Here is a 23,308-nt window from a genome sequence, read left to right on the forward strand (position 1 = left end):
CAAATTTTGACCTCTAATGGTTAGAGGTATAATATTTGCGCCCCTCTATTATGTCTAAATACTGATCACTTCTTTTCAATGCAGTCATGGGAAAGGTTGTTGGTATGACTACAGGCATGTCAGATGTTCCTTTTCAGGAGACCCCCTCTTTATGTCGTTACAACCGACACAAGCCACTTCACCAAAGCACCCGTTAAATCCCCCCGTATTTTTTGGCGCCTCCCTGCTGATCTTTCTTCTGGTGGGCTACACCGTGTTACTTCCTGAGCAGGCCGGGCACTATTTTAGCCAATTACAGTTAAGCATAACCACCAATGCCAGTTGGTTTTATGTGTCTGCAGTGGCCATTATTCTTTTATGCGTAGCCTACCTTGGGCTATCTCGATACGGCGATATCAAGTTAGGCCCGGACCATGCCGAACCTGACTTCAGTTTTGGCTCATGGTTTGCCATGCTGTTTTCCGCTGGAATGGGGATTGGCCTGATGTTTTTCGGGGTATCAGAACCGGTTATGCACTTTCTATCCCCTCCGCTTGGCGAAGCCGGAACGATACAGGCAGCCAGCGAGGCCATGAAACTCACTTTTTTCCACTGGGGACTCCACGCCTGGGCTATTTACGCCATTGTTGCCCTGATTCTTGCATTTTTTGGTTACCGGCATGATCTGCCATTGACGCTGCGTTCTGCCCTTTACCCCATGATTGGAGACCGCATTCATGGCTGGGCCGGACATGCCGTCGATATTTTCGCCATTCTTGGTACTGTTTTTGGTGTGGCTACCGCCCTGGGCTATGGCGTACTACAGGTGAACTCCGGTCTAAACTACCTGTTTGGTATCAGCATCAGTAACCAGACTCAGGTTGTTTTAATTATTGCTATCACTGCGTTAGCCACCATTTCTGTTGCCACGGGACTGGACAAGGGCATTCGGCGACTGTCAGAGCTTAACCTGACCCTTGCCCTGGTGTTGCTAGCCCTGGTGATCATCCTTGGGCCTACAGTGCTTCTGCTTCAGATGTTTATTCAGAATACCGGGGGGTATCTCTCTGATATTGTCAGCAAAACCTTCAACCTCTACGCCTATGAACCCACCGATTGGCTCGGGGGCTGGACGCTGTTTTACTGGTCCTGGTGGTTATCCTGGTCCCCCTTTGTAGGTATGTTTATTGCGCGTATTTCCCGTGGTCGAACCATTCGTGAATTTGTAACCGGTGTGCTGTTTGTACCGGCGGGACTGACATTTCTCTGGATGACGGTTTTTGGCAATACGGCCATTGATATGATTATGAATCAGGGCATGGATAGTCTTGGCCAGGTGGTTCAGCAAGATGTGTCCCTGGCGTTATTTAAATTTCTTGAGCATTTCCCTTTCTCCAGCACACTATCTTTTATTGCCATGCTGATGGTGGTTGTGTTTTTTGTCACCTCCTGCGACTCTGGTGCCATGGTTATTGATATGCTGGCATCCGGTGGCACCAGTAAAACACCTATTTGGCAACGGGTTTTCTGGTCTACACTGGTCGGTGTTGTTGCAACAGTACTATTGCTGGCTGGCGGACTTCAGGCACTGCAAACGGTAACCATTGCCAGCGCATTGCCCTTTACCATTATTTTGCTGACCTCAACCTATGGGTTATTAAAAGCACTGGCAGTGGATGCCACCAAAAGGGATAGTCTGGCTCAAACCATGCTAACCCCTAAAGTAGGGCATAAAACCATTCCATGGCAGCACAGGCTGGGTAATTTGGTTCGTTTTCCCCGCCGCACCCATGTTAATCGCTTTATCAAACAGCTGGTGATGCCTGCCATGGAGTCAGTGGCCGCAGAACTTCATAAGCAGGGCGTAGATACAGCCATCGAATTTAACGAAGCGAAAGCAATCCCCACCTTGAAAGTCTTTCATGGTGACGAGCATGACTTCCTTTATCAAATTTACCCCAGAGCCTACTTACAGCCCAGTTTTATGCTGGATGAAGAGGATGATGAAGAACGGAAGTATTTCAGGGCTGAAGTATTTTTGAGGGAAGGGGGACAGGACTACGACATTATGGGCTGGACCAAAGACCAGGTCATCGGCGATATCATTGACCAGTATGAAAAGCATATGCATTTTTTACATATGGTACGTTAATTATTGTTTTACTTTGTTTTTCTTTGTGGTAAATTTTGTGAAAACTTGATAATAAAGGACAACAATAATGAACTGGCTCAATGATCTCGAAAAGGAAAATCCTCTCTACGCCTTGGCTGATGAGTGCCTGGAGCATGTGGTAGAAAGCTATTACCTGATTTTCTCCGACCAGAAAGATGACCAGCCAGAAGATTGATGCCTCACATAGAAAACCGCCCTTCGGCGGTTTTCTATAATTCACCATTCCCTATTCCCCCTTCAACACCACTATTTCCATAGAAAATAATGGAAATACAGTGCATAAATTAGTGATTTCCAAAACAAATCCAATAAAATTCCAGTTAATAAAATCATCAGGAAGTGGAGTATAAATAATGACCGTTCGGGTTTCACGAGGACGCTTGCAAGTTGCCAGCATTATTGCAGATTTACTTGAAAATGAGATTTTACCCGGTACAGGTATTGATTCTCATAGCCTTTGGCAGGGCCTGGAAAATATTATTGATGACTTAACCTCCATCAATAACGCTTTACTGCAAAAACGAGATAGCCTGCAACAACAGATAGATACCTGGCATAAAAAACATAAAGGACAGCCCCATAATGCCACTGCCTACCAGCAATTTCTGACTGAGATTGGCTACCTTGTTCCTGAAACCGGTGACTTCACCATTGCCACCGAAAATGTAGACCCTGAAATTGCCATTCTCGCAGGCCCTCAACTGGTGGTACCGGTTATCAATGCACGCTTTGCCTTGAACGCGGCCAATGCCCGCTGGGGAAGCCTTTATGATGCCCTTTATGGCACCGATGCCATCCCTGATCAAGAACACAGTAACGGCCAGGGGTACGATCCTGCCAGAGGGGAAAAGGTTATTGCCTTTGCCAGAGCATTTCTTGATGAAGCTGCGCCATTGTTGAAGGGCAGTCATAAAGACGCCACTCTGTATTCGGTTAAAGAAAGCCAGTTGGCGGTTACCCTGGCGGATGGTTCGATAACCACTCTCGCACAAGCAGAACAGTTTGCAGGCTATCAGGGAGAAGCACTGTCTCCCGTCTCCATCCTGCTAAAAAATAACGGGCTCCATATTGATATCCTCATAGATCACCAATCAACCATAGGAAAAAGCGACAGGGCAGGCATTAAGGATATTATTCTGGAAGCAGCCTTAACCACCATCATGGATTGTGAGGATTCTGTGGCTGCCGTGGACGCTGAAGACAAAGCCCTGGTATATAGAAACTGGCTGGGATTAATGAAGGGAGAGCTTGAAACCACCTTCAAAAAAGGAGGCAAGTCTTTGACCCGGAAAATGAATCCGGATCGTCACTATAAATCACCGCAAGGGCAACTGCTGACTTTACCCGGACGCAGCCTGATGTTTGTCCGGAACGTGGGACACTTGATGACCAATGATGCCGTTCTGGATCATGAAGGCAATGAAACACCAGAAGGTATCCTTGACGGTCTGTTTACCGCCCTTATTGCCCTGCATGATGTAAAGAAAAATAGCCATTTGGTTAACAGCAAAACCGGCAGCGTTTATATTGTAAAACCCAAAATGCATGGGCCTGAGGAAGTCTCATTTACCTGTACTCTCTTTGGTCGTATAGAGCAAGTGCTTGGCTTGCCGGAACATACCCTGAAAATAGGCATAATGGATGAGGAGCGCCGTACCTCACTGAATCTTAAAGCATGCATTAAAGCGGCCAAAGAACGGGTTGTATTTATCAATACCGGCTTTCTGGATCGAACCGGTGATGAGATCCATACCAGTATGCGGGCTGGCCCGGTGATAACCAAAGGAGCCATGAAACAGACCCAATGGATTCAGGCTTATGAAGATCAAAATGTTGATTTAGGGCTAAAGACTGGCATGAAAGGCCGGGCCCAGATTGGCAAAGGCATGTGGCCCATGCCTGATGAGATGGCCCAAATGATGGAAGTTAAAATTGGACACCCACGTTCTGGAGCGAATACTGCCTGGGTTCCATCGCCCAATGCCGCGACCCTTCATGCTATCCACTACCATAAAATCAATGTGGCAGCCCGTCAGGATGAACTGATAGCCCGCCAGCAAGCCAGTATTAATGACCTTCTAACCATACCCATTCTTGAAAATCCGGGATCACTGACGCCAGAACAAATCCAGCAAGAGCTGGATAACAATGCCCAGGGTATTCTGGGATATGTGGTTCGCTGGGTGGAGCAGGGGGTAGGTTGTTCCAAAGTACCGGATATTAATAATGTGGGCTTAATGGAAGACCGTGCGACGCTCCGTATATCCAGTCAACATATAGCCAACTGGCTTTATCATGGACTTTGCACGAGAGATCAGGTCATGGAAACCCTGAAGGGGATGGCGGTTATTGTTGACCAGCAAAATGTCAACGATCCTTTATACCGGAATATGGCACCGGACTTTGATAGCAGTATCGCTTTTCAGGCCACCTGCGATTTGGTATTTAAAGGAATAGAACAGCCGAATGGGTATACGGAGCCTGTGCTGCATGCCCGCCGTCGTGAGTTTAAGGCAATCAATAAGAAATAATTGCGCCATAAACGCCTCGTCCCCAGCACTCCGAGGTTAATGGGATGATCCGCCCCATCTACCGGCTTCGGTGAGCCAAAACGATGTGTATTAGTTAACACTAATGGAGCGGATCACCATATCTATTACAGTTGTTGGGTACGCTAAGGGCTGAGCCCCTATTCAGAAGGCGGCCACTGCTGAGCAGCATGCAAAATACGCAGTATTCGGATAGTAGTTTCACTCTCCTTGTAAACAAGGATGTAGTTTCCCCAAGCCACCAACTCCCTTGTTCCTTCAACACGACCTGACCTGCCAAGTTTGGGAAAATCCATCAGTTTCTCAGCCTTGGTTTGAAGGTCATCCTTGAGTTGAAGGGCCGCCACTGGGTTATCATCAGAGATATAATCGACAATGGCTAAAAGATCGTTACGGGCAAGGCTTAACCACTCCAATTTACGCACGGCGTTTTTTCCTTTCGATCAGAGCCTGGGCTTCATCCATCACCTCAGTGTGAGATAAGGTGTCTTCAGAGTTCAGTGCTTCCCTAACCCGCTCTCGAAACCAGGCATCATGCGCTTCAGGATCACTAGTGAGGCCAACAGGCAAGCCACCTTCTTTGGTTATCCTGGTTAGCAGGATCCGGACAGCATCAGAAAGAGTTAGCCCGAAGTTAGCCAGTTTTTCAGCGGCTTCTGTTTTTAATGCGTCATCTACACGAACGTGCAGCATTGATGTCTGAGTCATGACAAATACCTTTTATTTTATAGTGTCTATTTATTATGTATCTCAATTGAGATACGGTCAAGTATTGAGGCTCTTGGGACTCTGTCGACATTTAGGATCAAGTATTTTGTATACAGTTGATCGGCCAATCTGCATATTACGGGCAACTTCGGTTGCTCCCATGCCCCGGGGCTTAAGTTTAGCTACTTTTTTCTTATTTACGTTAGTCGAATGTAGAACAGGGTCTTGCAAAACGGGACGGATTATATATATGTAAAAATTATTTTTATTAACCACGGCACCCTAAAGGGCATAATAAAGACACAAAGACACGGAGATTTATAGTTTAAAAATATAAAAACTCTGTGCCTTTATTATGCCCTTTAGGGTGCCGTGGTTAAAAAAAGAGCATCAATCTCGTTTTGTGTAAACAGTCTCAGAACGCCAGGAATGCATACGGGAACTTCAGCAATTAAATAGCTTTCGCCTGAACGGCTGCATTTCCGGTGTAGTTACCGGGAGTTAAGGCCTTAAGCTCATCTTTTACATGAGCCGGTAACTCCAGGCCATCAATAAAAGAGGCCAGGGTTGCCTGGTTAATACCTTGTTGACCACGGGTCAGGGCTTTCAGCTTTTCATAGGGCTGTTCAATACCGTAACGACGCATAACCGTTTGAATCGGTTCAGCCAGGACTTCCCAGGCACTGTCAAGATCTGCATCCAGTTGGGTCGGGTTTACTTGCAATTTGCCCAACCCTTTCAGGGTAGAGGCGTAAGCAATCAGGCTGTGTCCCAGGCCAGCCCCCAGATTTCTCAATACCGTAGAATCAGTCAGGTCTCGTTGCCAGCGAGATACCGGTAGTTTGGTGGCAAGGTGCTGCATGATCGCATTGGCGATCCCCAGATTCCCTTCAGAATTTTCAAAATCAATGGGGTTAACCTTGTGGGGCATAGTGGATGAACCCACTTCACCGGCAACGGTTTTCTGTTTGAAATAGCCCAGGGAAATGTAGCCCCAGATATCCCGGTCAAGATCAATAAGGATGGTATTGAACCGGCACACTGCATCAAACAGCTCGGCAATGTAGTCATGGGGTTCTATCTGGGTGGTGTAAGAATTCCATGACAGGCCAAGGGAGGTTACAAACTTCTCGGCATGTGCCTCCCAGTTCACTTCAGGATAGGCGGATAAGTGGGCATTATAGTTGCCTACAGCACCGTTGATTTTACCCAGTGGTCGGATATCACAAATCTGCTTCAGCTGTCGCTTCAGGCGATAGGCGGTATTGGCCAACTCCTTGCCAACAGTGGTCGGAGAGGCTGTTTGTCCATGGGTTCTAGCCAGCATGGGTTGCTCGGCATGCTCCCTGGCCAAGGTTTCAAGGACAGTAACAATCCGCTCCATTTCAGGAATGGCAACATCGGCCATACCACTTTGCAGCATTAAACCATGAGACAGGTTATTGATATCCTCTGAAGTACAGGCAAAATGAATAAACTCACTGATGGCTGCAAGCTCTTCATTATTCTGCACTTTTTCTTTAATAAGATATTCAACCGCCTTCACGTCATGGTTGGTGGTTCTCTCAATCTCTTTAACACGCTCAGCATCCGCCAGGGAAAAGTGGCTGACGATACCATCCAGCAATTCGCTCGCTTCTTTTGAAAAGGCGGGAATTTCTTTGATTTCAGGATGATTGGCCAGAGCCTGTAACCACTTCACTTCCACCGTTACACGAAAACGGATCAGTCCGTATTCACTAAAGATGGTTCTCAGGTTACGGGTTTTATCTCCGTAACGACCATCAATGGGGGAGACAGCGGTCAGTGCAGTCAGCTCCATGTCTAAGCGCCTTATTTCTCAGGAAAAAGGCGCATCATACCGAAATCCTTTTGTTATTTCAGTGCCTTTTAGCCTGGAGGCTAAATTAAGCAGGATTGTTGGTTGATGAGGAATAAATAGCAGGTTTTATTCCCCATCTGTTTTTTAAAGACGGTTTAAGCCGTCAAGCAGTTTTTTTCTGCTGAAGAATAGATGCCAGCGAGTTCCCCCGAGTTGTCGCCAGAGCATGGCAGAGCGTATTCCCGCCAACAGGATTGCCCTGATTTTGTTGGCATTGCTCGGTATCTGCAAACAACCGGGATCTCCTGTGACCTGGATACGGGTTTTGAATGTACTGATGGTATCCAGGTAGATGCCAGCCAGGCTGGACATCACATTCTCATGGAGCATGCCGAAATGGGTGGCCTGCTCCCTGGTCCGTTTCAATCGTTCGCCAATGGTATTCAGCATGGGCGGCGTTCTATTCAGCTTTCGCTCAAGATGTATCAGTGCCAGTGCGTAGCGAACCACATCGCCCTGTACCGCCTCGGTATCCCTGTTCAGCACTCCTTTTAACAGTTTTCGTCCCAGGGTAAGCTTATCGTAGCCACCATAAACCTCAGGTACGGCTTGCGGTGATGTTACAAAAATACTTTGAATGGATGGCTGTAAAACATCTTCAGGCAACTGCCCGGTTTTTGCTAATCGTTCAACCAGCGCCGCAGCTTGAAAAATACCTGCAAGGGCGGCTGCCTGCTCCTTTTTTGAATGTTGCACCAATATTTACTCTGTCTTCATCATCTAGCCAAACTGTCATCCAGTAACTGCCGTATTGAGGCATGACGGGCTTCAATCACCCCTCCACCAAGACAGGTATCACCCTCATAAAAGACCACTGACTGACCAGGGGTTACAGCCCGTTGCGGCTCCTGGAAATGCACCAGATAACGGCCATCATCACCTTGTGACAGTTGACAGGGCTGTTCCTGCTGGCGATAGCGTACTTTAGCCTTGAGCATACAGGGCATATGGGGAGGAGTGCCTTCAATCCAGTCAATATGGGATGCCGTTAACGCTTCAGAAAACAACAGTGGGTGGTTATTGCCCTGACCCACCACCAGCACATTACGGTGAAGATCTTTTTCCACCACATACCAGGGAGCATCTCCGGCATTTTTCAGCCCGCCAATCCCCAGCCCCTGCCGTTGACCGATAGTATGGTACATTAGCCCCGAATGTTCTCCAATAACTTCTCCATCACTGGTTTCAATAGCACCGGGCTGGGCAGGGAGGTACTGCTTGAGGAAATCCCGGAAGCGACGCTCCCCGATAAAGCAAATACCAGTACTGTCTTTCTTGTTAAAGGTTACAAGACCGTGCTTCTCTGCCAGCTTACGTACATCAGGCTTACTTAATTCGCCCACAGGAAAGAGCGTTTTGGCAATCTGCCTCTTACCAACCGCATGAAGAAAATAGGTCTGATCCTTATTGTTATCCAAACCTTTGCACAAGAGGGTGGTATTGTCCCGATCAACCCGCCTCGCGTAATGGCCTGTAGCAATATAGTCAGCCCCCAGAGTCAGGGCATAATCAAGAAATGCCTTAAACTTGATTTCTTTATTACACAGAATATCCGGGTTAGGAGTCCGGCCATTTTTGTACTCATTGAGGAAATGTTCAAATACATTATCCCAGTACTCCGCCGCAAAATTAGCCTTATGCAACGTGATGCCCAGTCTGTCACACACATCCTGGGCGTCGGCAAGATCCTGCATGGCAGTGCAATATTCAGTGCCGTCATCTTCTTCCCAGTTTTTCATAAACAAGCCTTCAACCTGAAAACCCTGTTGCATCAGGAGTAAGGCCGAAACAGAAGAATCAACACCGCCGGACATACCGACAATAACACGAGTTTCAGATGGCTGTTTCATTAACACAATTAAGTCATTAAAAAATAACCGACTATTCTACATGGCAAAAAACCGTTGCCAAGCACTATAGGGATAAGAATAGGTATAAGAATCATAGCTAAAGAAGCAGGCATTTCGCATTTTGTAACAAAACCACATTTATTCCTTACATCGGTTAGTATATCTTATTACACGACTTGAGGGGGGCGGTTACTCCAGTACATGCATTAGCTGCCTGCATTTAAATGAAGATGTTTAGCCTGGCTGTACTTTAATAGCCTAACGATAACATAAGAACGGAGTAGAGAATGGGATACCAAAAGATCAAGATTCCTGCCAGCGGTGACAAAATCACTGTCAACAAGGATCTTTCCCTCAATGTTCCCCACCAGCCAATTATCCCCTATATCGAGGGTGATGGTATTGGTGTCGATGTTTCTCCTGCCATGTTAAAGGCCGTGGATGCCGCCGTAAACAAAGCTTACGGCGGCAAGCGCTCCATTGCCTGGATGGAAGTCTTCTGCGGCGAAAAAGCCACTCATGTGTACGATGATAATACCTGGCTGCCCGAAGAAACCCTGACAGCGCTTCGGGAATATGTGGTAGGTATCAAGGGACCTCTAACCACCCCTGTGGGTGGCGGCATTCGCTCTCTAAATGTGGCCCTGCGACAGGAACTTGACCTGTTTGCCTGCATCCGACCCGTACGCTGGTTTAAAGGTGTGCCAAGTCCTGTTAAAGAACCAGAGAAAACAGACATGGTGATTTTCCGGGAAAACTCGGAAGATATTTATGCGGGTATTGAGTGGCAGGCAGATAGTCCTGAGGCTAACAAAGTCATTAGCTTCCTGCGGGATGAAATGGGTGTTAGCAAAATTCGCTTTGAAGAACACTGCGGCATTGGCATCAAGCCCGTATCAAAAGAGGGAACCCGGCGACTGGTGCGTAAGGCAATCCAGTTTGCGATAGATAATGATAGAAGTTCCGTCACCCTGGTTCATAAAGGCAATATTATGAAATTTACCGAGGGGGCATTCAAGGACTGGGGTTATGAAGAAGCCGTAAGCAACTTTGGGGGCAAACCTCTGGATGGCGGCCCGTGGCATGTGATCAAAAATCCGAACACCGGTGCGGACATCATTATTAAAGATGTGATTGCTGATGCCTTTTTACAACAGATTCTAATGCGTCCGGCGGAGTATGATGTCATCGCCACACTCAACCTCAACGGCGATTATGTCTCTGATGCTCTGGCAGCACAGGTGGGAGGCATTGGTATAGCACCCGGTGCCAATATTGGTGCCCCCGTAGCCTTATTTGAAGCTACCCATGGTACAGCACCTAAATATGCCGGGCAGGATAAAGTGAACCCGGGTTCTGTTATTCTATCCGCTGAAATGATGCTGAGGCATCTGGGCTGGACTGAGGCGGCCGACCTGATTATCAAAGGGGTTGAGGGCGCTATTTTGGCAAAAACAGTGACCTATGATTTTGAGCGGTTAATGGAAGGGGCTACTCTAGTTTCCTGTTCTGCTTTTGCCGATGCCATTATTGACCATATGTAAATCAACCAGCCTGAACACAACCTGTGTTCAGGCGAGCTTTCAAAACGCACTGGTACTTTAAATCATGACAACATGATTGTGCTTTTTGGCAGTATCTTTAGAATGGTAATTACTGATTGGTTTTTTTCTGGAATAAAGCAGAGATTGTTGTCAGCTATCACTGTATTTATTTTCCCAATAAAATAAGGACTCCAGCATCGTAACCGGTCACCAATATCGTTTCATGAGCTACAGGCTATAAGCTGTTATCAATATCATATGAGTAATCTCAAAAAGTTTCGTCTAAACTTAGAGAGTGAAGGGCACGAGCAGGAGGGCGATCAGGATATCGCTGTTGCTCCGGAGAAAACCCGCCTGAAGCCCCCTTCAATGTATCAGGTCTTGCTCCTGAATGATGACTTTACACCAATGGATTTTGTCGTTGATGTTCTGGAAAGATTTTTTAATATGCCAACGGAAAAGGCTGCCCAAGTCATGTTAACAGTCCATACTGAAGGAAAGGCCACTTGTGGTCTATTCAGCAAGGATGTTGCGGAAACCAAAGCCCAGCAAGTTAATCAGTATTCCAGAGAAAACCAGCATCCCCTGTTGTGCAAGACAGAAAAAGCCGATTAGCGTTTTCAGGGTTAATTAATATGCTAAATAAAGACCTCGAGTTGACACTTAACAGTGCTTTTAGAGATGCAAGGAGCAAGCGTCATGAATTTATGACGGTTGAACATTTGTTGTTAGCCTTGCTGGAGAATGAATCAGCCTCAAGGGTTTTGCTCGCATGTGGCGTTGAACTCGATAAACTTCGAAAGGAGTTATCCGAGTTTATCGATACCACCACACCGCTCATATCAATTAATGACGCTGATCGTGAAACTCAACCCACCCTCGGTTTTCAGAGGGTACTGCAAAGGGCTGTTTTCCATGTTCAAAGCTCTGGTAAAAAAGAAGTCACCGGAGCTAATGTCCTTGTGGCCATATTCAGTGAGCAGGAGAGTCAGGCGGTCTACTTCCTGAAACAACAGGATATCGCCAGAATTGATGTGGTCAACTATATTGCCCACGGCATTTCGAAAATACCCGGACAAGAGCTGGAAGAGCTTGGTCATGACCTGGTTGAAGAGAGTGACTCTGAACAGGGTGGAAAAGATCCACTGAAGAATTATGTTACTAACCTCAATGAGCAGGCCCGTCTTGGCAGGATAGATCCTCTGGTGGGTCGGGAAGAAGAGGTAGAGCGCGTATGCCAGATACTCACACGCCGTCGTAAAAACAACCCTCTGCTGGTTGGCGAAGCGGGTGTAGGTAAAACCGCCATTGCCGAAGGGCTGGCAAAACGGATTGTTGATAAGGAAGTGCCTGAGGTTTTATCCAAGGCAACGGTTTATGCACTGGACCTGGGGTCGCTTTTGGCCGGAACCAAGTACAGGGGCGATTTTGAGAAGCGATTCAAGAAGTTACTGGGTGAACTTAAAAAGCTGGATCATGCCATTCTGTTTATCGATGAAATCCATACCATTATTGGTGCTGGCGCAGCATCTGGCGGTGTGATGGATGCCTCGAACTTACTCAAGCCATTACTCACATCCGGTGACCTTCGCTGCGTTGGCTCCACGACTTTCCAGGAATTCCGCGGAATCTTTGAAAAGGATCGGGCCCTGGCCAGACGTTTCCAGAAAGTCGATGTTATAGAGCCCAATGTAGAGGATACCTTTGAAATATTACGGGGACTGAAGAAGCGCTTTGAAGAACATCATGACATTGAGTATCGGGATGATGCATTAAAAGCAGCAGCCGAGTTAGCTGACCGCTACATTAATGACCGCCACATGCCAGACAAGGCCATCGATGTTATTGACGAAGCCGGTGCCTATCAGCGACTCCAGCCTGAAGATAACCGCAAGAAAACGATTGAGGTGGATGATGTCGAGAGTATTGTTGCCAAGATCGCCCGCATTCCTCCAAAATCCGTATCGTCGTCAGATAAGGAAATACTGGAGCGACTGGATCGCAATCTGAAAATGGTGGTATTTGGCCAGGATGGTGCCATCACCTCTCTGGCAACAGCCATCAAACTCTCACGTGCTGGCTTGAAAGCACCGGAAAAACCTGTGGGTTCATTCCTCTTTTCAGGCCCCACTGGCGTCGGAAAAACCGAAGTATGCCGTCAGCTGGCCAAGGCTCTTGGCATTGAACTGGTCCGTTTTGATATGTCTGAGTATATGGAAAGCCATACCGTTTCACGGTTAATTGGTGCACCTCCCGGATATGTCGGCTTCGACCAGGGCGGTCTGTTAACCGAGGCGATAAACAAAACACCTCACTGCGTGCTACTTCTCGACGAAATAGAAAAGGGACATCCCGACGTGTTTAATCTGCTATTGCAGGTTATGGACCATGGCACACTCACAGATAACAACGGCCGTAAGGCGGATTTTAGAAATGTTATCCTGATCATGACCACCAATGCCGGTGCCGAAACCCTGAATCGAAGCTCTATGGGCTTCCTGGAGCAGGATCATGCCTCCGATGGCATGGAAGTGATCAAAAAGACCTTTTCACCAGAATTCAGAAACCGGCTTGATAGTATTATTCCCTTCAAACCTCTGGATGATGAAATTATCAAGCATGTGGTTGATAAGTTCCTCACGGAACTACAGGCCCAGCTTGATGAGAAACGTGTTCAGATTGATGTGGATGATAAAGCCTGTGCCTGGCTGGCAGATAAAGGCTTTGATCGTCAAATGGGCGCACGCCCTATGGGACGGATAATTCAGGAGCACCTGAAAAAGCCTTTAGCTGAGCAGATTCTTTTCGGCAAGCTGGCAGAAAGTGGAGGAACCGTTAAGGTAACTGTCCGTAAAGGAGACCTTCATTTGAAGATTGAAGCCGCCAAAAATCGCACATCTGATCTTGAGGCTGTTGAAGGTACTGACTAACGAAAAAGAGATAAAGCGGGAGGGGGCCTTTAGAGCCCCTTTTAGCGGGAACGGTAGGTGATCCGGCCCTTGGTCAGGTCATAAGGTGTCAGTTCTACCTTAACCTTGTCACCGGTCAGAATACGAATGTAGTTCTTACGCATTTTTCCGGAAATATGAGCCGTTACCACATGGCCATTTTCCAGTTCAACACGAAACATGGTATTTGGCAGAGTGTCAACAACGACACCTTCCATTTCAATGCTATCTTCTTTTGCCATTAATTAATTACCTCGGGGGGGATAGTCAGGCAGGTAGATTATTTACGGCCAGCATTCTGCCTGAAAACCCCGTGTTTTGTAAAGCAATGCTTTCCCGTCACCCTGTAAACGCAACATTGGCACCGGTTTTTAGATAAGCCGCGACCAATGATTATTGATCAGTAACTCCATAGGCTTGTAATCGATTTTATAATCCATTTTTCGACATCCTTTCACCCAGTACCCTAGGTGCAGATACTTAAGCCCCAGCTGCCTGGCTTTCATTATTTGCCACAGGATACAGTAACGCCCAAGACTGCGTTTACCATGGTCAGGGTCATAGAACGTATAAATGGCAGAAAGGCTGTCTTTTAATCGGTCAGTCACAGCAACGGCGATTAGCTGGCCATTGATGCGAAGCTGGTAGAAACAGCAATAATCGGGGCTATCCACCAAAAAGCCGGTAAACTGCTCCACTGAGGGAGGAAACATATCCCCGTCTTTATGTTGGCTACGGATATAACGTTCGTAGAGCCCATAGACTTCATGGCTGAATTCCGGTGTATGCTCAGTAATGTCAATATCCTGATTCTTCTGCCAGTTTCTCTTTTGGCTTCGACTCAATGAAAATTCTGATACCGGTATCCTTGCCGGTATACAAGCCTTGCAGCCAGAGCAGTGAGGGCGATAAATATGGTGACCGCTGCGCCTGAAACCAATATCCGCCAAGCGACTGTAAAGTGCCTGACTTAATGGCTTTTCCGGATCCATAAACAGAGTGGTGGCATCCTTTCCGGAAAGATAACTACAGCTATGGGGCTGAGTTGCATAGAACTTAATATTTTTTAGTGATGTCATTTGAAAGGTCATTCCATTGCCATTCAAAGTTCCAGTTTGCACCGGATGGTAATGCCTGGCAATAGCGCCCAATCAACTCCACAAACTGATCCCTGGGAATCGTGATTCCCCCCAATGATTCCAGGTGCGGACTATAAACCTGGCAGTCCACAAGCTTAATCTGCCATTGCAGCAGGTGTTTACACAACCAGGCAAACGCCACTTTTGATGCATTATTCTTTTTGCTAAACATGGATTCGCCAAAAAACACCTGGCCAATGGCAACGCCATATAAACCTCCCACTAATTGGTCATTTTCCCAAACTTCCACAGAGTGAGCATGCCCTAAAGTGTGAAGTGAATGGTACGCCTCAATCATTTCTTCTGTAATCCAGGTTTCACGGGTATATGACCTGGGTGCCGAGCACGCTTTTATCACCTGATGAAATGCCCGGTCACAGGTGACTTTATAGCTGTTTTTTTTAAGCAATTTCGCCAGCGACCGGGAAATATGCAGCTTGTCCGGATAAATAACCATGCGGGGATTTGGACTCCACCAAAGGATAGGTTCCCCTTTATTAAACCAGGGAAAGACCCCATGACGATAAGCAGCCAGCAGGGTAGCCGCTGACAGGTTACCTCCTGCAGCAAGCAACCCATTAGGGTCTGTCAAGGCGCTGCCAGTATCAGGAAAAGAGGGATCTGTTTCATCCAGCCAGGCGATTATTCTTTCTGTCATAATGATAAAATAGTCAGATTCTGTTGACTTCAGACAAGGATAGTTAATACACCCTTATACCATAAGTGTTTATCCTGATTGGATCTCGGTGTTTCGGTGTGTAACGTCAGTGCACACAGATAGTTAAAGTCAACAAGGGAGACAACAGTGTCACAATTTGGAGACCTCAAGCCCGAAGCCCTGTGGCGTCATTTTAGCGATTTATGTCAGATTCCTCGACCATCAAAGCACGAAGCTGCAGTATGTAAGCACATCAAACAGTTTGGTGAGCAACTTGGTCTGGAAACCATTGTTGATGAAGTCGGCAATATCATTATCCGGAAACCGGCTACCCCTGGCATGGAAAATCGTAAGGGTGTCATTCTTCAAGGGCACGTAGATATGGTGCCGCAAAAAAATACTGACACTGACCACGATTTTACCAAGGATCCTATCCGTGCCTACATTGATGGCGAATGGATGACTGCCGAAGGCACCACCCTTGGCGCAGATAACGGGGTTGGTGTTGCTGCCGCCATGGCACTGCTGGAAGCCAAAGATATTGAGCACGGCCCGCTGGAAGCCCTGTTTACCGTTGATGAAGAAAGCGGAATGACCGGAGCAGAAGGGCTTAAGCCCGGAATTCTCCACGGCGATATCATGCTGAATATGGATTCCGAGGAAGAAGGCAAACTCTGCGTAGGCTGTGCAGGCGGCGTAGATGTTGTTATCCGTGGCGAGTATACCCCCGAGCAGGTCACGGCCGGATACAGTCACTTTGAAATTGCCCTGAGAGGCCTGAAAGGTGGTCACTCCGGCCAGGACATTAACCTTCAGCGCGGTAATGCCAACAAGCTGATGGTTCGTTTGTTGAAAGAACTGGCACCGCTTGGAATGGAACTTACCCGCTTTAAAGGCGGCTCCCTGCGCAACGCTATTCCACGGGAAGCCTTTGCCTCTGTAGCCTTGCCTGCCAAGCAAGCAGAACAGGCGGCGGCTATGGTTGACCGTTATATCACCATCTTCCGTGCCGAGCTGGCCGAAGTGGAACCTGACCTCAGCCTCACCATGACTGCTGCCGAACAGTCTTCCGCCCACATTATTCCAATGACTGAACTGGCTCGCTGGTTGGATGCCCTCCATGTATCCCCTTGCGGCGTCCACAGAATGAGTCTGAGTGTAGAAGGGGTTGTTGAAACCTCTAACAATCTGGCGGTAGTCACCATTGAAAATGGCCACATAGTTATTGAAAACATGGTGCGCAGTCTGGTTGACACAGCCCGGGAAGAACATGCCGAAACCATTGCCGGCCTATATCGTCTGCTCGGTGCTGAAGTGAACAAAAAGGGTGCTTACCCTGGCTGGAAACCGAATATGGCCTCCAGCATTCTCAAAACCATGAGCGAGACTCATAAGAGCCTGTTTGGAAAAGAGCCTGAAGTAGAGGTTATTCACGCGGGCCTGGAGTGTGGTTTGCTAGGCAGCACTTATCCTCACTGGGATATGATTTCTTTTGGCCCAACCATTCGATTCCCTCATTCTCCGGATGAAAAAGTACACATCGCATCTGTAGCAAATTTCTGGCGGTATCTCCAGACTACCCTTAAAAACATTCCTCAGGCATAATACCTAAAGCCTCTGCCCTCTGCCTTGTTTGCAGAGGGCTTTACCTGGTTACTACAGGTGCAGATTGAATAGACGCGCTTTTTATTACAGTAATAAGATACTCTCTCGAAAAGAGATTTATCCAGTTCTTTTCTTTTGGGGTGGAAATGTAATAGAATTCGCCACCATCTATTGTCTATCTGCTTTTCACCAGCCGCATTTAATGAAGAACAATTCACATCTTCCTTACCTGTCTTTTGCCGATGCACTGATTGGTTGTGCTGGTAGAGGCTTTATTTCATTAACAATCTGACACTCTTCTGGAGGTATGCAAGTCTATGGGTAACCTGAATGTAGGAGACCACTTTGTCAAAAATGAAGATATGGATATCATTGAGCAGAATCGCCTGCAGGCTTTGATTGAAATCACTGAACAGCACAACAAAGAAGTTAGCCAGCTGAAATCAAGGCTGGAAACCGCTGAAAAGAAGGCGGAAAAACTGAACAAGCAAGTTAAGGATGCCGATTCCGAACTGAAATCCCTGAGAGTCCACAATCCTGATCGCATGAAAAAGCAAATCAAGCGTCTTCAGGAGCAAAACCGGGCACTGACTGGAGAGAACTCCACCCTGAAGAGCAAGCAAAAGCAACTGACTCAACAGCTGGACAGCACAAAACAAGAGCTGAAGCAGCTGAAAGAGGAAAATGCCGAGAAAGAAAGCGGCGAAGAAAAGTAATCACTTCACCAAAAAAAAGGTTGGATCAAAACTTTCCTTCCAATTGGTTTTTGGCTGTACAGGCAGTAGAGAGCGAGAGTTACCCCTGGTAATCTTCCCGGCATATATCGCTGCTGGCATACAGACTGTATAGCCCCAACCTTCACTCAAGCCAAAGCGCCTGCTATTCTCATATCAATGAAATTAAGGAGAATTAATGGATGAGCGATTGGCAACCCTGTCGATATAACCAGATCGATCATATCGAAAAAACCTACACATTCAAGAAGTACTCATCAGCACTGGCCTATGCCAATGCCATCGCAGCACTTGCCGAATTTCATAATCACCACCCAAGGCTGGTGCTGGAATGGGGCAGGGTAACCATTGCCTGGGGCACCCATCAATCCAAAGAGGGGAGCGGGGTCTTTTCAAAAGATCGAGCGCTCGCTAAAGCCTGTGACAAATTATTTGAAACCCTGGCCTGCCAGCTATAGAAGAATAAGCGGTTATATTTTTCGAACCATTGCAAATAGTACAATAGTACATATAATGATACTCACATAAGTACTGACAGATCGCGAAGATTTAACTAGCTGTGCTTGATGCTAAAAAGAAAAACCCCAGTTAAATCAATTTATTTACCAGAACATCGACACAAGCGTGTCATAATTTTTAAGCTATCGCCTGATGCATGCCGTTTATTCAGATACTGAAGAACTGGTGGTCAAGCAAAAAAGTCACAGCCTTAACGCCAATGACTACCGCGACTGCCACCCCTATATTTACTGGTGGATTCGCACAGTACTGAAACCCTTATGCCGAAAAACAGTCAACGTATCTGACTTTCGTCTTTATCAGGCATTTAAGACAAAAGGCTTTAAAAGCGAACTGGTGAAGGAAAGCCTCCGGGGTTTTATTCGAACCCATGGGCAAATTATCCAGTCATGGTTCTTGCAGAAATCCCCCAAACCCTGCCCTCCTCTAGAGTATACAGATATAGAGTACGCAATAACCGCCAGTAAAAATTCTCTCCTATAGCGAGATAAAAAAATAGTTCGCAACCCTTGCACCTCAAAGCTCGCGCATCGAAAAATAGCATAACGAGACTGGCGGAAAGAAATACCTTTCAAAGGCTATTCACTACCCATTTATTACTGCGGAATCTCTACAAAAGCAGATGCTATATTTTCAATCTAAACTATACCAAGATTGAATGATCACGCGCCGCATCACCAAACCACTCTAACCAGACAATTTATTGTGTGAATACATTTCACGCATTGACTCTTGGTCAGACCGCAGCTTTAAAGTAATCTCGCCAGAAGTAAGCAAAATTAGAAAAAATTAAACACTAAGCCGTCTTCTTTTTTATACCAATCTTCCCGCCAGTAACACCGACACTTTTGTGTCAACGACACTCTCATCACGTCAAAAGTAGACCTTAAAGCCCAAACCGATGGCTTTACAGACATATTCTAACGCATTGATTTCCAAGACCTTTCAATACCCGCTTAAAACCACTATTTACTACCGGTAAGTTCAGTTACCGGCAGTAAAATGCCTATATTGATACTATAAATACTAGTGCTATAATACTGGTATTATCAGTATTTAATTTATCCTTTTCGGGAAATTTGATGAAAAAAAACACTGACACCCAGAAAAAAGAGCTTATTTTCAGGATTCTGGACGACCTTAAAGCCGGTGGTGAAAAAATAAACGCCGATAAGGTCGCCAAACTGGCCCAGATGGGTAAGCAAACGGTGTTGCCTTACTACAACGACTGGCGTTTTTTGGATCAGGCAGAAAAACAGGATGAAGATTGCGAGCTACCTCTTGACCTTATAAGGGTACTGAAGCGTATGCTGGTAGAATGGAAGCAGGAAGTTTCAGGTGATTTGCTGAAATTTCAGCAACAGGCAGAACAGGATAGCGAAGAGCTGAAAGGGATAATCAACCAGCTCACCGAACAAAATCACCACCTATCCAGCGATATAGACCACAAAGAAGAAAAAATTTCGCATCAGAATCAACATATCAAAGAGTTAGAGGCAGCCCTTAATCAGAAAGACCAGGTAACTGTAGCCCTCTCCACTGAACTGGATGGTGAAAAAAGAAAAAATGCAGACCTCAAACAACAGTTAGTTGATCTTCAAAGCAGGCACGAACAGGAGTGCGCAGAGAAAGAAAATAAACTGGATCTGCAATATCGCAACCAGATTGATCATTGGATGAAAGCACTGGATGACGAGAGATTGCAAACAGCAAAACTAGCAAAGGAAATAGAACAACTGAGAGTAGCAATGCTTGCAAGAGAAAAAGAAAAAAACACAGTGGAAACCCGGCTAAACCATAAAACTGAAGCTTATATAGAAGCCTGCGAAGAACGCAACCACCTGAGGTCCGAGTTAAAAACCCATGCTCTACCCATGGAACTGTTATCACGATTACTGATCATTCTGGATGCTAACAAAGAAAATATTACCGAAAAGGCCAAAACCTTAGTAATTTCAGAACAGCACTGCAAAGCCCTGAAAAAAGAAGAGCAACGACTAAAAACGGAACTGGAAAATAAAAACGAACAACTCAATCAGGCAAAAACAGTTGAGCTGGAGCTGGAAAAAAGCAAGGGTTATATAGCTGCTCTGGAAAGCACCCTGAATAGATTACCCAAGGAAGAAGGCAATTAGGCTTTATGAAAAACTATCCATATCCAGAGCTGCTTAACCAGGTAAAATCCAGCGCGAACTTTGGTGTATCCCGTCACGTATCCGAAGGGGAAGATCTAAACCTGATGGGAGCAAAGGACGACAACGATGCTCTCGCCCTTTTCCTGAATAAGGCAGGCACGCGATCTTTAGAAACCCGTCGACGCTATGAAAGGGAAACCGTTCGATTTACCTTTTTTATTTACCATGAACTGGGCATTGACTATAAAGGCGTTCGCCTTAAGCACCTGCAAGCCTACCTTTATTTTATTCAAAACCTTCCAAAGCAATGGCTACAGGCCGGGCTTCTTCCCGGCAGCCCGGATAAAATACTATTCAAGAATTCGGTTAAGGCAGGAAAAAGCACGGACCAGGTAATAGATGTACTCTCCGCTTTTTTCTCCTTTCTTGAAAAAAACCGATACACCATCGGCAACCCTGCCGCCTCCCTGGTAAGGTCTGGTGAGAAAACAGCCCGTGGTAGCTCGGTTATTCGGTATTTTTACGATAATGAGTGGTCAACTTTTAAAGACTATCTCGATAACCTTCCCTCAGATAGCCATAAGGACAAAGCTGAGTCAGCAAGAATTCGTTATATTATTGCCATTACCTATGGCCTGGCCTTGCGAGAATCTGAAGTAACACAACACACCTGCTCAGACATTCATCCGGACGGTGAAGGTGGGCTTTACCTCAGCGTACTGGGAAAAGGAAAAAAAAGAAGACACCTCCCTATCAATAAAAACCTGCAAAATACAATAGCTGAATATAGGGCCACACACGGCCTTAGCGGAATCTATGGTGATAACTTCCCTCTTGCGCCCAGGTTGAGACGGTCAAAAGGAAGCATTACCCCCCTATCCTCCCGTGGCTTAAGGTTTTTTTGGCAATCCCTTATGCAGGATTGCGCCTTGAAATCTGATGATCACTACCTATCAAACCGCCTCTGTGAAATTCCATTTCACTCCCTCAGACATACCGCACTGACACATTTGGCACGATCCATGGACATAGAAGACCTGGCTATTTTTGCCGGACACGACTCCATTAATACAACCAGCCAGTACTACCATGCCGAGGCTGAACGACTTCGAACCTTAACCGAAAATCACGGGCTGTAAATTTTCTTAACACCGTATAGGATACAAAAAATGCGGTAGTTCATACCTCCCCTGCAAACACTGCGGCTGATATCAAGATTAATGACTCGCTAGCAGAAGAAGCGAAATTATGCCATCCTAGGTTCTATAGAGCCTTATGTCATAAGCCTATAAATAACGATACCACCACGCGTTTTATATAAAATCAGTATATTGAGAACCATCAGGGACGATGACTCGATCAGTAGCCAGATGCAAAAAATGCGGCCATAAAGTATCCAAAAGCTACATCTCCGCACTAGGCGGGGTCTGGCATCCTTCCTGTTTTTCTTGCACAGGCTGCAGAAAACCCATAGGCGATGATCGATTTCTGATGTTTTCCGGTCATCCCTATCATAGCTGGTGCCTAAAATGTGCTGGTTGCAAGCGCTCAATCAAGGGTAACTGCATCGAAGCCGAAGGTCTGCCCTGGCATATTGCCTGCCACAAAAAACAAAATCACCCAAAATGCTCGGTTTGCAGCAAACCTTTGTCCCGGCGCTATTTTCTGGATTTTTGGGGAAATGCTTTTTGCAATACTCACCAGAATTATTCCACCTGCGCTAGTTGCAACAGAATTGTCTGCGAAAATCTGACCGGTGGAGGGATGCAATACCCAGACGGCCTGTTAATTTGTAACTTATGCGGATTGCATGGCGTATCAACCCTTGCAAGAGCTGAAAAATTAATGGCAGAAATGCGCTCAGCACTGGCATCAGTGGGACTAAAACTCAACAAAGCGCAAACACCTATTAAATTATGCGACAGGGATGAGCTTCATAAAGCCAGTCGTCATGACTTTCACGATGAACGCCCTCTTCTAGGCATGGCGCGCTGGACGATTACATCATCCAATGGGCGTATAGTCGCCAGAACATTTAAAGATATTCTTATCCAAACCCACCTTCCGGAAGAGCATTTCAGAACAGTGGCTATCCATGAACTGACCCATGCCTGGTTGTTTTATCACAATTATCGGGACTTGCCACTTATAGTCGAGGAGGGGCTCTGTGTATTGATGGAATATATTTGGCTTAGAAGCCAAAAGAATCAGGATGCCAGATTCCGGAGAACCATGATTTCCCAAAGTCTTGACCCAATATATGGCGATGGCTTTCGTAAAGCCAGGCAAGCCCTGGAACGAATGCCCCTAAAAGTTCTACTCAAATACGTTAAAGAAAAAAAGAAATTTCCGGGGAAGCTGGCTGCTTTTTTCTATCATTAACACTGTCTTTCTATATCTGGCGCAATAAAAAAGCGAACATAAATATGTTCGCTTTTTAGATTGGAGGCGGGCACCGGAGTCGAACCGGCCTAGATGGAGTTGCAGTCCACTGTATAACCGCTCTACCAACCCGCCATAAACTGATTTTCTATCTTTAAAAATGGTGCCCGGAGCCGGAATCGAACCGGCACGGCCGTTAAGCCGAGGGATTTTAAGTCCCTTGTGTCTACCAATTTCACCATCCGGGCATACCAAGCCAGAATTTATACCGGCTTGAATTTGGAGGCGGGCACCGGAGTCGAACCGGCCTAGATGGAGTTGCAGTCCACTGTATAACCGCTCTACCAACCCGCCTGCAATCTTTACAGGAAAATGGAAAAACCCATTTTACCTTATATTCTGGAGCGGGAAACGAGACTCGAACTCGCGACCCCAACCTTGGCAAGGTTGTGCTCTACCAACTGAGCTATTCCCGCAGAAGATGAGGCGTATTTTAGGAATTT

Annotated in this window: 22 protein-coding genes and 4 tRNA genes; 13 read left to right on the forward strand and 13 right to left on the reverse strand. The window is 46.4% G+C overall.

The features are described 5' to 3' along the window. Positions 1 to 151 precede the first annotated feature (151 nt). The 3 genes from betT (at position 152) to MJ595_RS16735 (ending at position 4,683) form a co-directional block, all read left to right on the forward strand. On the forward strand, positions 152 to 2,131 hold the full coding sequence (betT, locus tag MJ595_RS16725) for a choline BCCT transporter BetT (RefSeq protein ID WP_263079135.1): 1,980 nt from the start codon (positions 152 to 154) through the stop codon (positions 2,129 to 2,131). 67 nt (positions 2,132 to 2,198) lie between these two features. Beyond that, positions 2,199 to 2,327 (forward strand): hypothetical protein, encoded by a 129-nt coding sequence (locus MJ595_RS16730; RefSeq protein ID WP_263079136.1) that lies wholly within the window; start codon positions 2,199 to 2,201, stop codon positions 2,325 to 2,327. 178 nt (positions 2,328 to 2,505) lie between these two features. Beyond that, a complete protein-coding gene (locus MJ595_RS16735) occupies positions 2,506 to 4,683 on the forward strand; it encodes a malate synthase G (RefSeq protein ID WP_263079137.1) in 2,178 nt (725 codons plus the stop codon). A gap of 158 nt (positions 4,684 to 4,841) precedes the next feature. Here the strand turns inward: MJ595_RS16735 and MJ595_RS16740 are convergent, their stop codons facing one another. The 5 genes from MJ595_RS16740 to mnmA form a co-directional block, all read right to left on the reverse strand. Next, the gene (locus MJ595_RS16740) at positions 4,842 to 5,126 is read right to left on the reverse strand and encodes a type II toxin-antitoxin system RelE/ParE family toxin (RefSeq protein ID WP_263079139.1); all 285 of its coding nucleotides are present in this window, start codon (positions 5,124 to 5,126) and stop codon (positions 4,842 to 4,844) included. After that, entirely contained in the window at positions 5,119 to 5,409 is a 291-nt protein-coding gene (locus MJ595_RS16745) for a type II toxin-antitoxin system RelB/DinJ family antitoxin (RefSeq protein WP_263079140.1), read from the reverse strand. Before MJ595_RS16745 ends, MJ595_RS16740 begins: the two co-directional genes overlap by 8 nt. Before the next feature lie 451 nt (positions 5,410 to 5,860). Continuing rightward, positions 5,861 to 7,231, reverse strand: coding sequence for an adenylosuccinate lyase (purB, locus tag MJ595_RS16750; RefSeq protein ID WP_263079141.1), 1,371 nt, complete (start codon positions 7,229 to 7,231; stop codon positions 5,861 to 5,863). A gap of 144 nt (positions 7,232 to 7,375) precedes the next feature. Continuing rightward, positions 7,376 to 7,987 (reverse strand): high frequency lysogenization protein HflD, encoded by a 612-nt coding sequence (gene hflD / locus MJ595_RS16755; protein WP_263079142.1) that lies wholly within the window; start codon positions 7,985 to 7,987, stop codon positions 7,376 to 7,378. A gap of 20 nt (positions 7,988 to 8,007) precedes the next feature. After that, on the reverse strand, positions 8,008 to 9,141 hold the full coding sequence (gene mnmA / locus MJ595_RS16760) for a tRNA 2-thiouridine(34) synthase MnmA (protein ID WP_263079143.1): 1,134 nt from the start codon (positions 9,139 to 9,141) through the stop codon (positions 8,008 to 8,010). A gap of 287 nt (positions 9,142 to 9,428) precedes the next feature. On the opposite strand from mnmA, the gene icd reads away from it, so the two are divergent. From icd to clpA, 3 genes are all read left to right on the forward strand, one after another. Then, the gene (gene icd / locus MJ595_RS16765; RefSeq protein WP_263079144.1) at positions 9,429 to 10,685 is read left to right on the forward strand and encodes an NADP-dependent isocitrate dehydrogenase; all 1,257 of its coding nucleotides are present in this window, start codon (positions 9,429 to 9,431) and stop codon (positions 10,683 to 10,685) included. Positions 10,686 to 10,943: 258 nt separating this feature from the next. Beyond that, positions 10,944 to 11,300, forward strand: coding sequence for an ATP-dependent Clp protease adapter ClpS (gene clpS, locus MJ595_RS16770; protein ID WP_263079145.1), 357 nt, complete (start codon positions 10,944 to 10,946; stop codon positions 11,298 to 11,300). Between the two features lie 20 nt (positions 11,301 to 11,320). Then, positions 11,321 to 13,615 (forward strand): ATP-dependent Clp protease ATP-binding subunit ClpA, encoded by a 2,295-nt coding sequence (gene clpA / locus MJ595_RS16775; protein ID WP_263079146.1) that lies wholly within the window; start codon positions 11,321 to 11,323, stop codon positions 13,613 to 13,615. 41 nt (positions 13,616 to 13,656) lie between these two features. Here the strand turns inward: clpA and infA are convergent, their stop codons facing one another. The 3 genes from infA to aat form a co-directional block, all read right to left on the reverse strand. After that, on the reverse strand, positions 13,657 to 13,875 hold the full coding sequence (gene infA, locus MJ595_RS16780) for a translation initiation factor IF-1 (RefSeq protein WP_263079148.1): 219 nt from the start codon (positions 13,873 to 13,875) through the stop codon (positions 13,657 to 13,659). Between the two features lie 129 nt (positions 13,876 to 14,004). Continuing rightward, a complete protein-coding gene (locus MJ595_RS16785; RefSeq protein ID WP_263079149.1) occupies positions 14,005 to 14,712 on the reverse strand; it encodes an arginyltransferase in 708 nt (235 codons plus the stop codon). After that, entirely contained in the window at positions 14,690 to 15,430 is a 741-nt protein-coding gene (aat, locus tag MJ595_RS16790) for a leucyl/phenylalanyl-tRNA--protein transferase (protein WP_263079150.1), read from the reverse strand. The genes MJ595_RS16785 and aat overlap by 23 nt, the downstream gene beginning before the upstream one ends. A 147-nt stretch (positions 15,431 to 15,577) precedes the next feature. Here aat and MJ595_RS16795 point away from each other — a divergent pair, with 147 nt between their 5' ends. From MJ595_RS16795 to MJ595_RS16820, 6 genes are all read left to right on the forward strand, one after another. After that, positions 15,578 to 17,035 (forward strand): aminoacyl-histidine dipeptidase, encoded by a 1,458-nt coding sequence (locus MJ595_RS16795; protein ID WP_263079151.1) that lies wholly within the window; start codon positions 15,578 to 15,580, stop codon positions 17,033 to 17,035. A 317-nt stretch (positions 17,036 to 17,352) separates the two neighbouring features. Beyond that, positions 17,353 to 17,751: a hypothetical protein gene (locus MJ595_RS16800; RefSeq protein ID WP_263079152.1), complete on the forward strand. Its 399-nt coding sequence runs from the start codon at positions 17,353 to 17,355 to the stop codon at positions 17,749 to 17,751. Positions 17,752 to 17,951: 200 nt separating this feature from the next. Then, entirely contained in the window at positions 17,952 to 18,227 is a 276-nt protein-coding gene (locus tag MJ595_RS16805) for a 4a-hydroxytetrahydrobiopterin dehydratase (RefSeq protein ID WP_263079153.1), read from the forward strand. A 193-nt stretch (positions 18,228 to 18,420) separates the two neighbouring features. Further along, entirely contained in the window at positions 18,421 to 18,771 is a 351-nt protein-coding gene (locus MJ595_RS16810) for a hypothetical protein (protein ID WP_263079155.1), read from the forward strand. A 599-nt stretch (positions 18,772 to 19,370) separates the two neighbouring features. Continuing rightward, on the forward strand, positions 19,371 to 20,423 hold the full coding sequence (locus MJ595_RS16815; RefSeq protein ID WP_263079157.1) for a hypothetical protein: 1,053 nt from the start codon (positions 19,371 to 19,373) through the stop codon (positions 20,421 to 20,423). A 5-nt stretch (positions 20,424 to 20,428) separates the two neighbouring features. Further along, positions 20,429 to 21,562: a site-specific integrase gene (locus MJ595_RS16820; protein ID WP_263079158.1), complete on the forward strand. Its 1,134-nt coding sequence runs from the start codon at positions 20,429 to 20,431 to the stop codon at positions 21,560 to 21,562. Between the two features lie 409 nt (positions 21,563 to 21,971). Here MJ595_RS16820 and MJ595_RS16825 read toward each other — a convergent pair whose 3' ends face one another. Further along, a complete protein-coding gene (locus tag MJ595_RS16825) occupies positions 21,972 to 22,124 on the reverse strand; it encodes a hypothetical protein (RefSeq protein ID WP_263079159.1) in 153 nt (50 codons plus the stop codon). A gap of 63 nt (positions 22,125 to 22,187) precedes the next feature. On the opposite strand from MJ595_RS16825, the gene MJ595_RS16830 reads away from it, so the two are divergent. Next, positions 22,188 to 22,805, forward strand: a complete 618-nt coding sequence (locus MJ595_RS16830) for a protein DA1 (protein WP_263079160.1) — start codon at positions 22,188 to 22,190, stop codon at positions 22,803 to 22,805. A 61-nt stretch (positions 22,806 to 22,866) separates the two neighbouring features. Here MJ595_RS16830 and MJ595_RS16835 read toward each other — a convergent pair. The 4 genes from MJ595_RS16835 to MJ595_RS16850 all read right to left on the reverse strand — a co-directional run bounded on the left by MJ595_RS16835 (position 22,867) and on the right by MJ595_RS16850 (position 23,281). Continuing rightward, a tRNA-Cys gene (locus MJ595_RS16835) sits at positions 22,867 to 22,940 on the reverse strand. A 26-nt stretch (positions 22,941 to 22,966) separates the two neighbouring features. Beyond that, positions 22,967 to 23,053 (reverse strand) — tRNA-Leu (locus MJ595_RS16840). A 32-nt stretch (positions 23,054 to 23,085) separates the two neighbouring features. Further along, positions 23,086 to 23,159: transfer RNA gene (locus MJ595_RS16845), tRNA-Cys, on the reverse strand. 46 nt (positions 23,160 to 23,205) lie between these two features. Further along, positions 23,206 to 23,281 (reverse strand) — tRNA-Gly (locus MJ595_RS16850). Between the last annotated feature and the right edge of the window lie 27 nt (positions 23,282 to 23,308).

The sequence above is a fragment of the Endozoicomonas sp. Mp262 genome, from assembly GCF_025643335.1.
Taxonomy (GTDB): Bacteria; Pseudomonadota; Gammaproteobacteria; order Pseudomonadales; family Endozoicomonadaceae; genus Endonucleibacter.

What these genes read in the sequence shown, in the direction of transcription:
- betT (WP_263079135.1), top strand. Translation starts at nt 152, where the DNA reads ATGTCGTTACAACCGACACAAGCCACTTCACCAAAGCACCCGTTAAAT.
- MJ595_RS16730 (WP_263079136.1), top strand. Translation starts at nt 2,199, where the DNA reads ATGAACTGGCTCAATGATCTCGAAAAGGAAAATCCTCTCTACGCCTTG.
- MJ595_RS16735 (WP_263079137.1), top strand. Translation starts at nt 2,506, where the DNA reads ATGACCGTTCGGGTTTCACGAGGACGCTTGCAAGTTGCCAGCATTATT.
- MJ595_RS16745 (WP_263079140.1), bottom strand. Translation starts at nt 5,409, where the DNA reads ATGACTCAGACATCAATGCTGCACGTTCGTGTAGATGACGCATTAAAA.
- purB (WP_263079141.1), bottom strand. Translation starts at nt 7,231, where the DNA reads ATGGAGCTGACTGCACTGACCGCTGTCTCCCCCATTGATGGTCGTTAC.
- mnmA (WP_263079143.1), bottom strand. Translation starts at nt 9,141, where the DNA reads ATGAAACAGCCATCTGAAACTCGTGTTATTGTCGGTATGTCCGGCGGT.
- icd (WP_263079144.1), top strand. Translation starts at nt 9,429, where the DNA reads ATGGGATACCAAAAGATCAAGATTCCTGCCAGCGGTGACAAAATCACT.
- clpS (WP_263079145.1), top strand. Translation starts at nt 10,944, where the DNA reads ATGAGTAATCTCAAAAAGTTTCGTCTAAACTTAGAGAGTGAAGGGCAC.
- clpA (WP_263079146.1), top strand. Translation starts at nt 11,321, where the DNA reads ATGCTAAATAAAGACCTCGAGTTGACACTTAACAGTGCTTTTAGAGAT.
- infA (WP_263079148.1), bottom strand. Translation starts at nt 13,875, where the DNA reads ATGGCAAAAGAAGATAGCATTGAAATGGAAGGTGTCGTTGTTGACACT.
- MJ595_RS16785 (WP_263079149.1), bottom strand. Translation starts at nt 14,712, where the DNA reads ATGACATCACTAAAAAATATTAAGTTCTATGCAACTCAGCCCCATAGC.
- aat (WP_263079150.1), bottom strand. Translation starts at nt 15,430, where the DNA reads ATGACAGAAAGAATAATCGCCTGGCTGGATGAAACAGATCCCTCTTTT.
- MJ595_RS16800 (WP_263079152.1), top strand. Translation starts at nt 17,353, where the DNA reads ATGGGTAACCTGAATGTAGGAGACCACTTTGTCAAAAATGAAGATATG.
- MJ595_RS16805 (WP_263079153.1), top strand. Translation starts at nt 17,952, where the DNA reads ATGAGCGATTGGCAACCCTGTCGATATAACCAGATCGATCATATCGAA.
- MJ595_RS16810 (WP_263079155.1), top strand. Translation starts at nt 18,421, where the DNA reads ATGCATGCCGTTTATTCAGATACTGAAGAACTGGTGGTCAAGCAAAAA.
- MJ595_RS16815 (WP_263079157.1), top strand. Translation starts at nt 19,371, where the DNA reads ATGAAAAAAAACACTGACACCCAGAAAAAAGAGCTTATTTTCAGGATT.
- MJ595_RS16820 (WP_263079158.1), top strand. Translation starts at nt 20,429, where the DNA reads ATGAAAAACTATCCATATCCAGAGCTGCTTAACCAGGTAAAATCCAGC.
- MJ595_RS16830 (WP_263079160.1), top strand. Translation starts at nt 22,188, where the DNA reads ATGCAATACCCAGACGGCCTGTTAATTTGTAACTTATGCGGATTGCAT.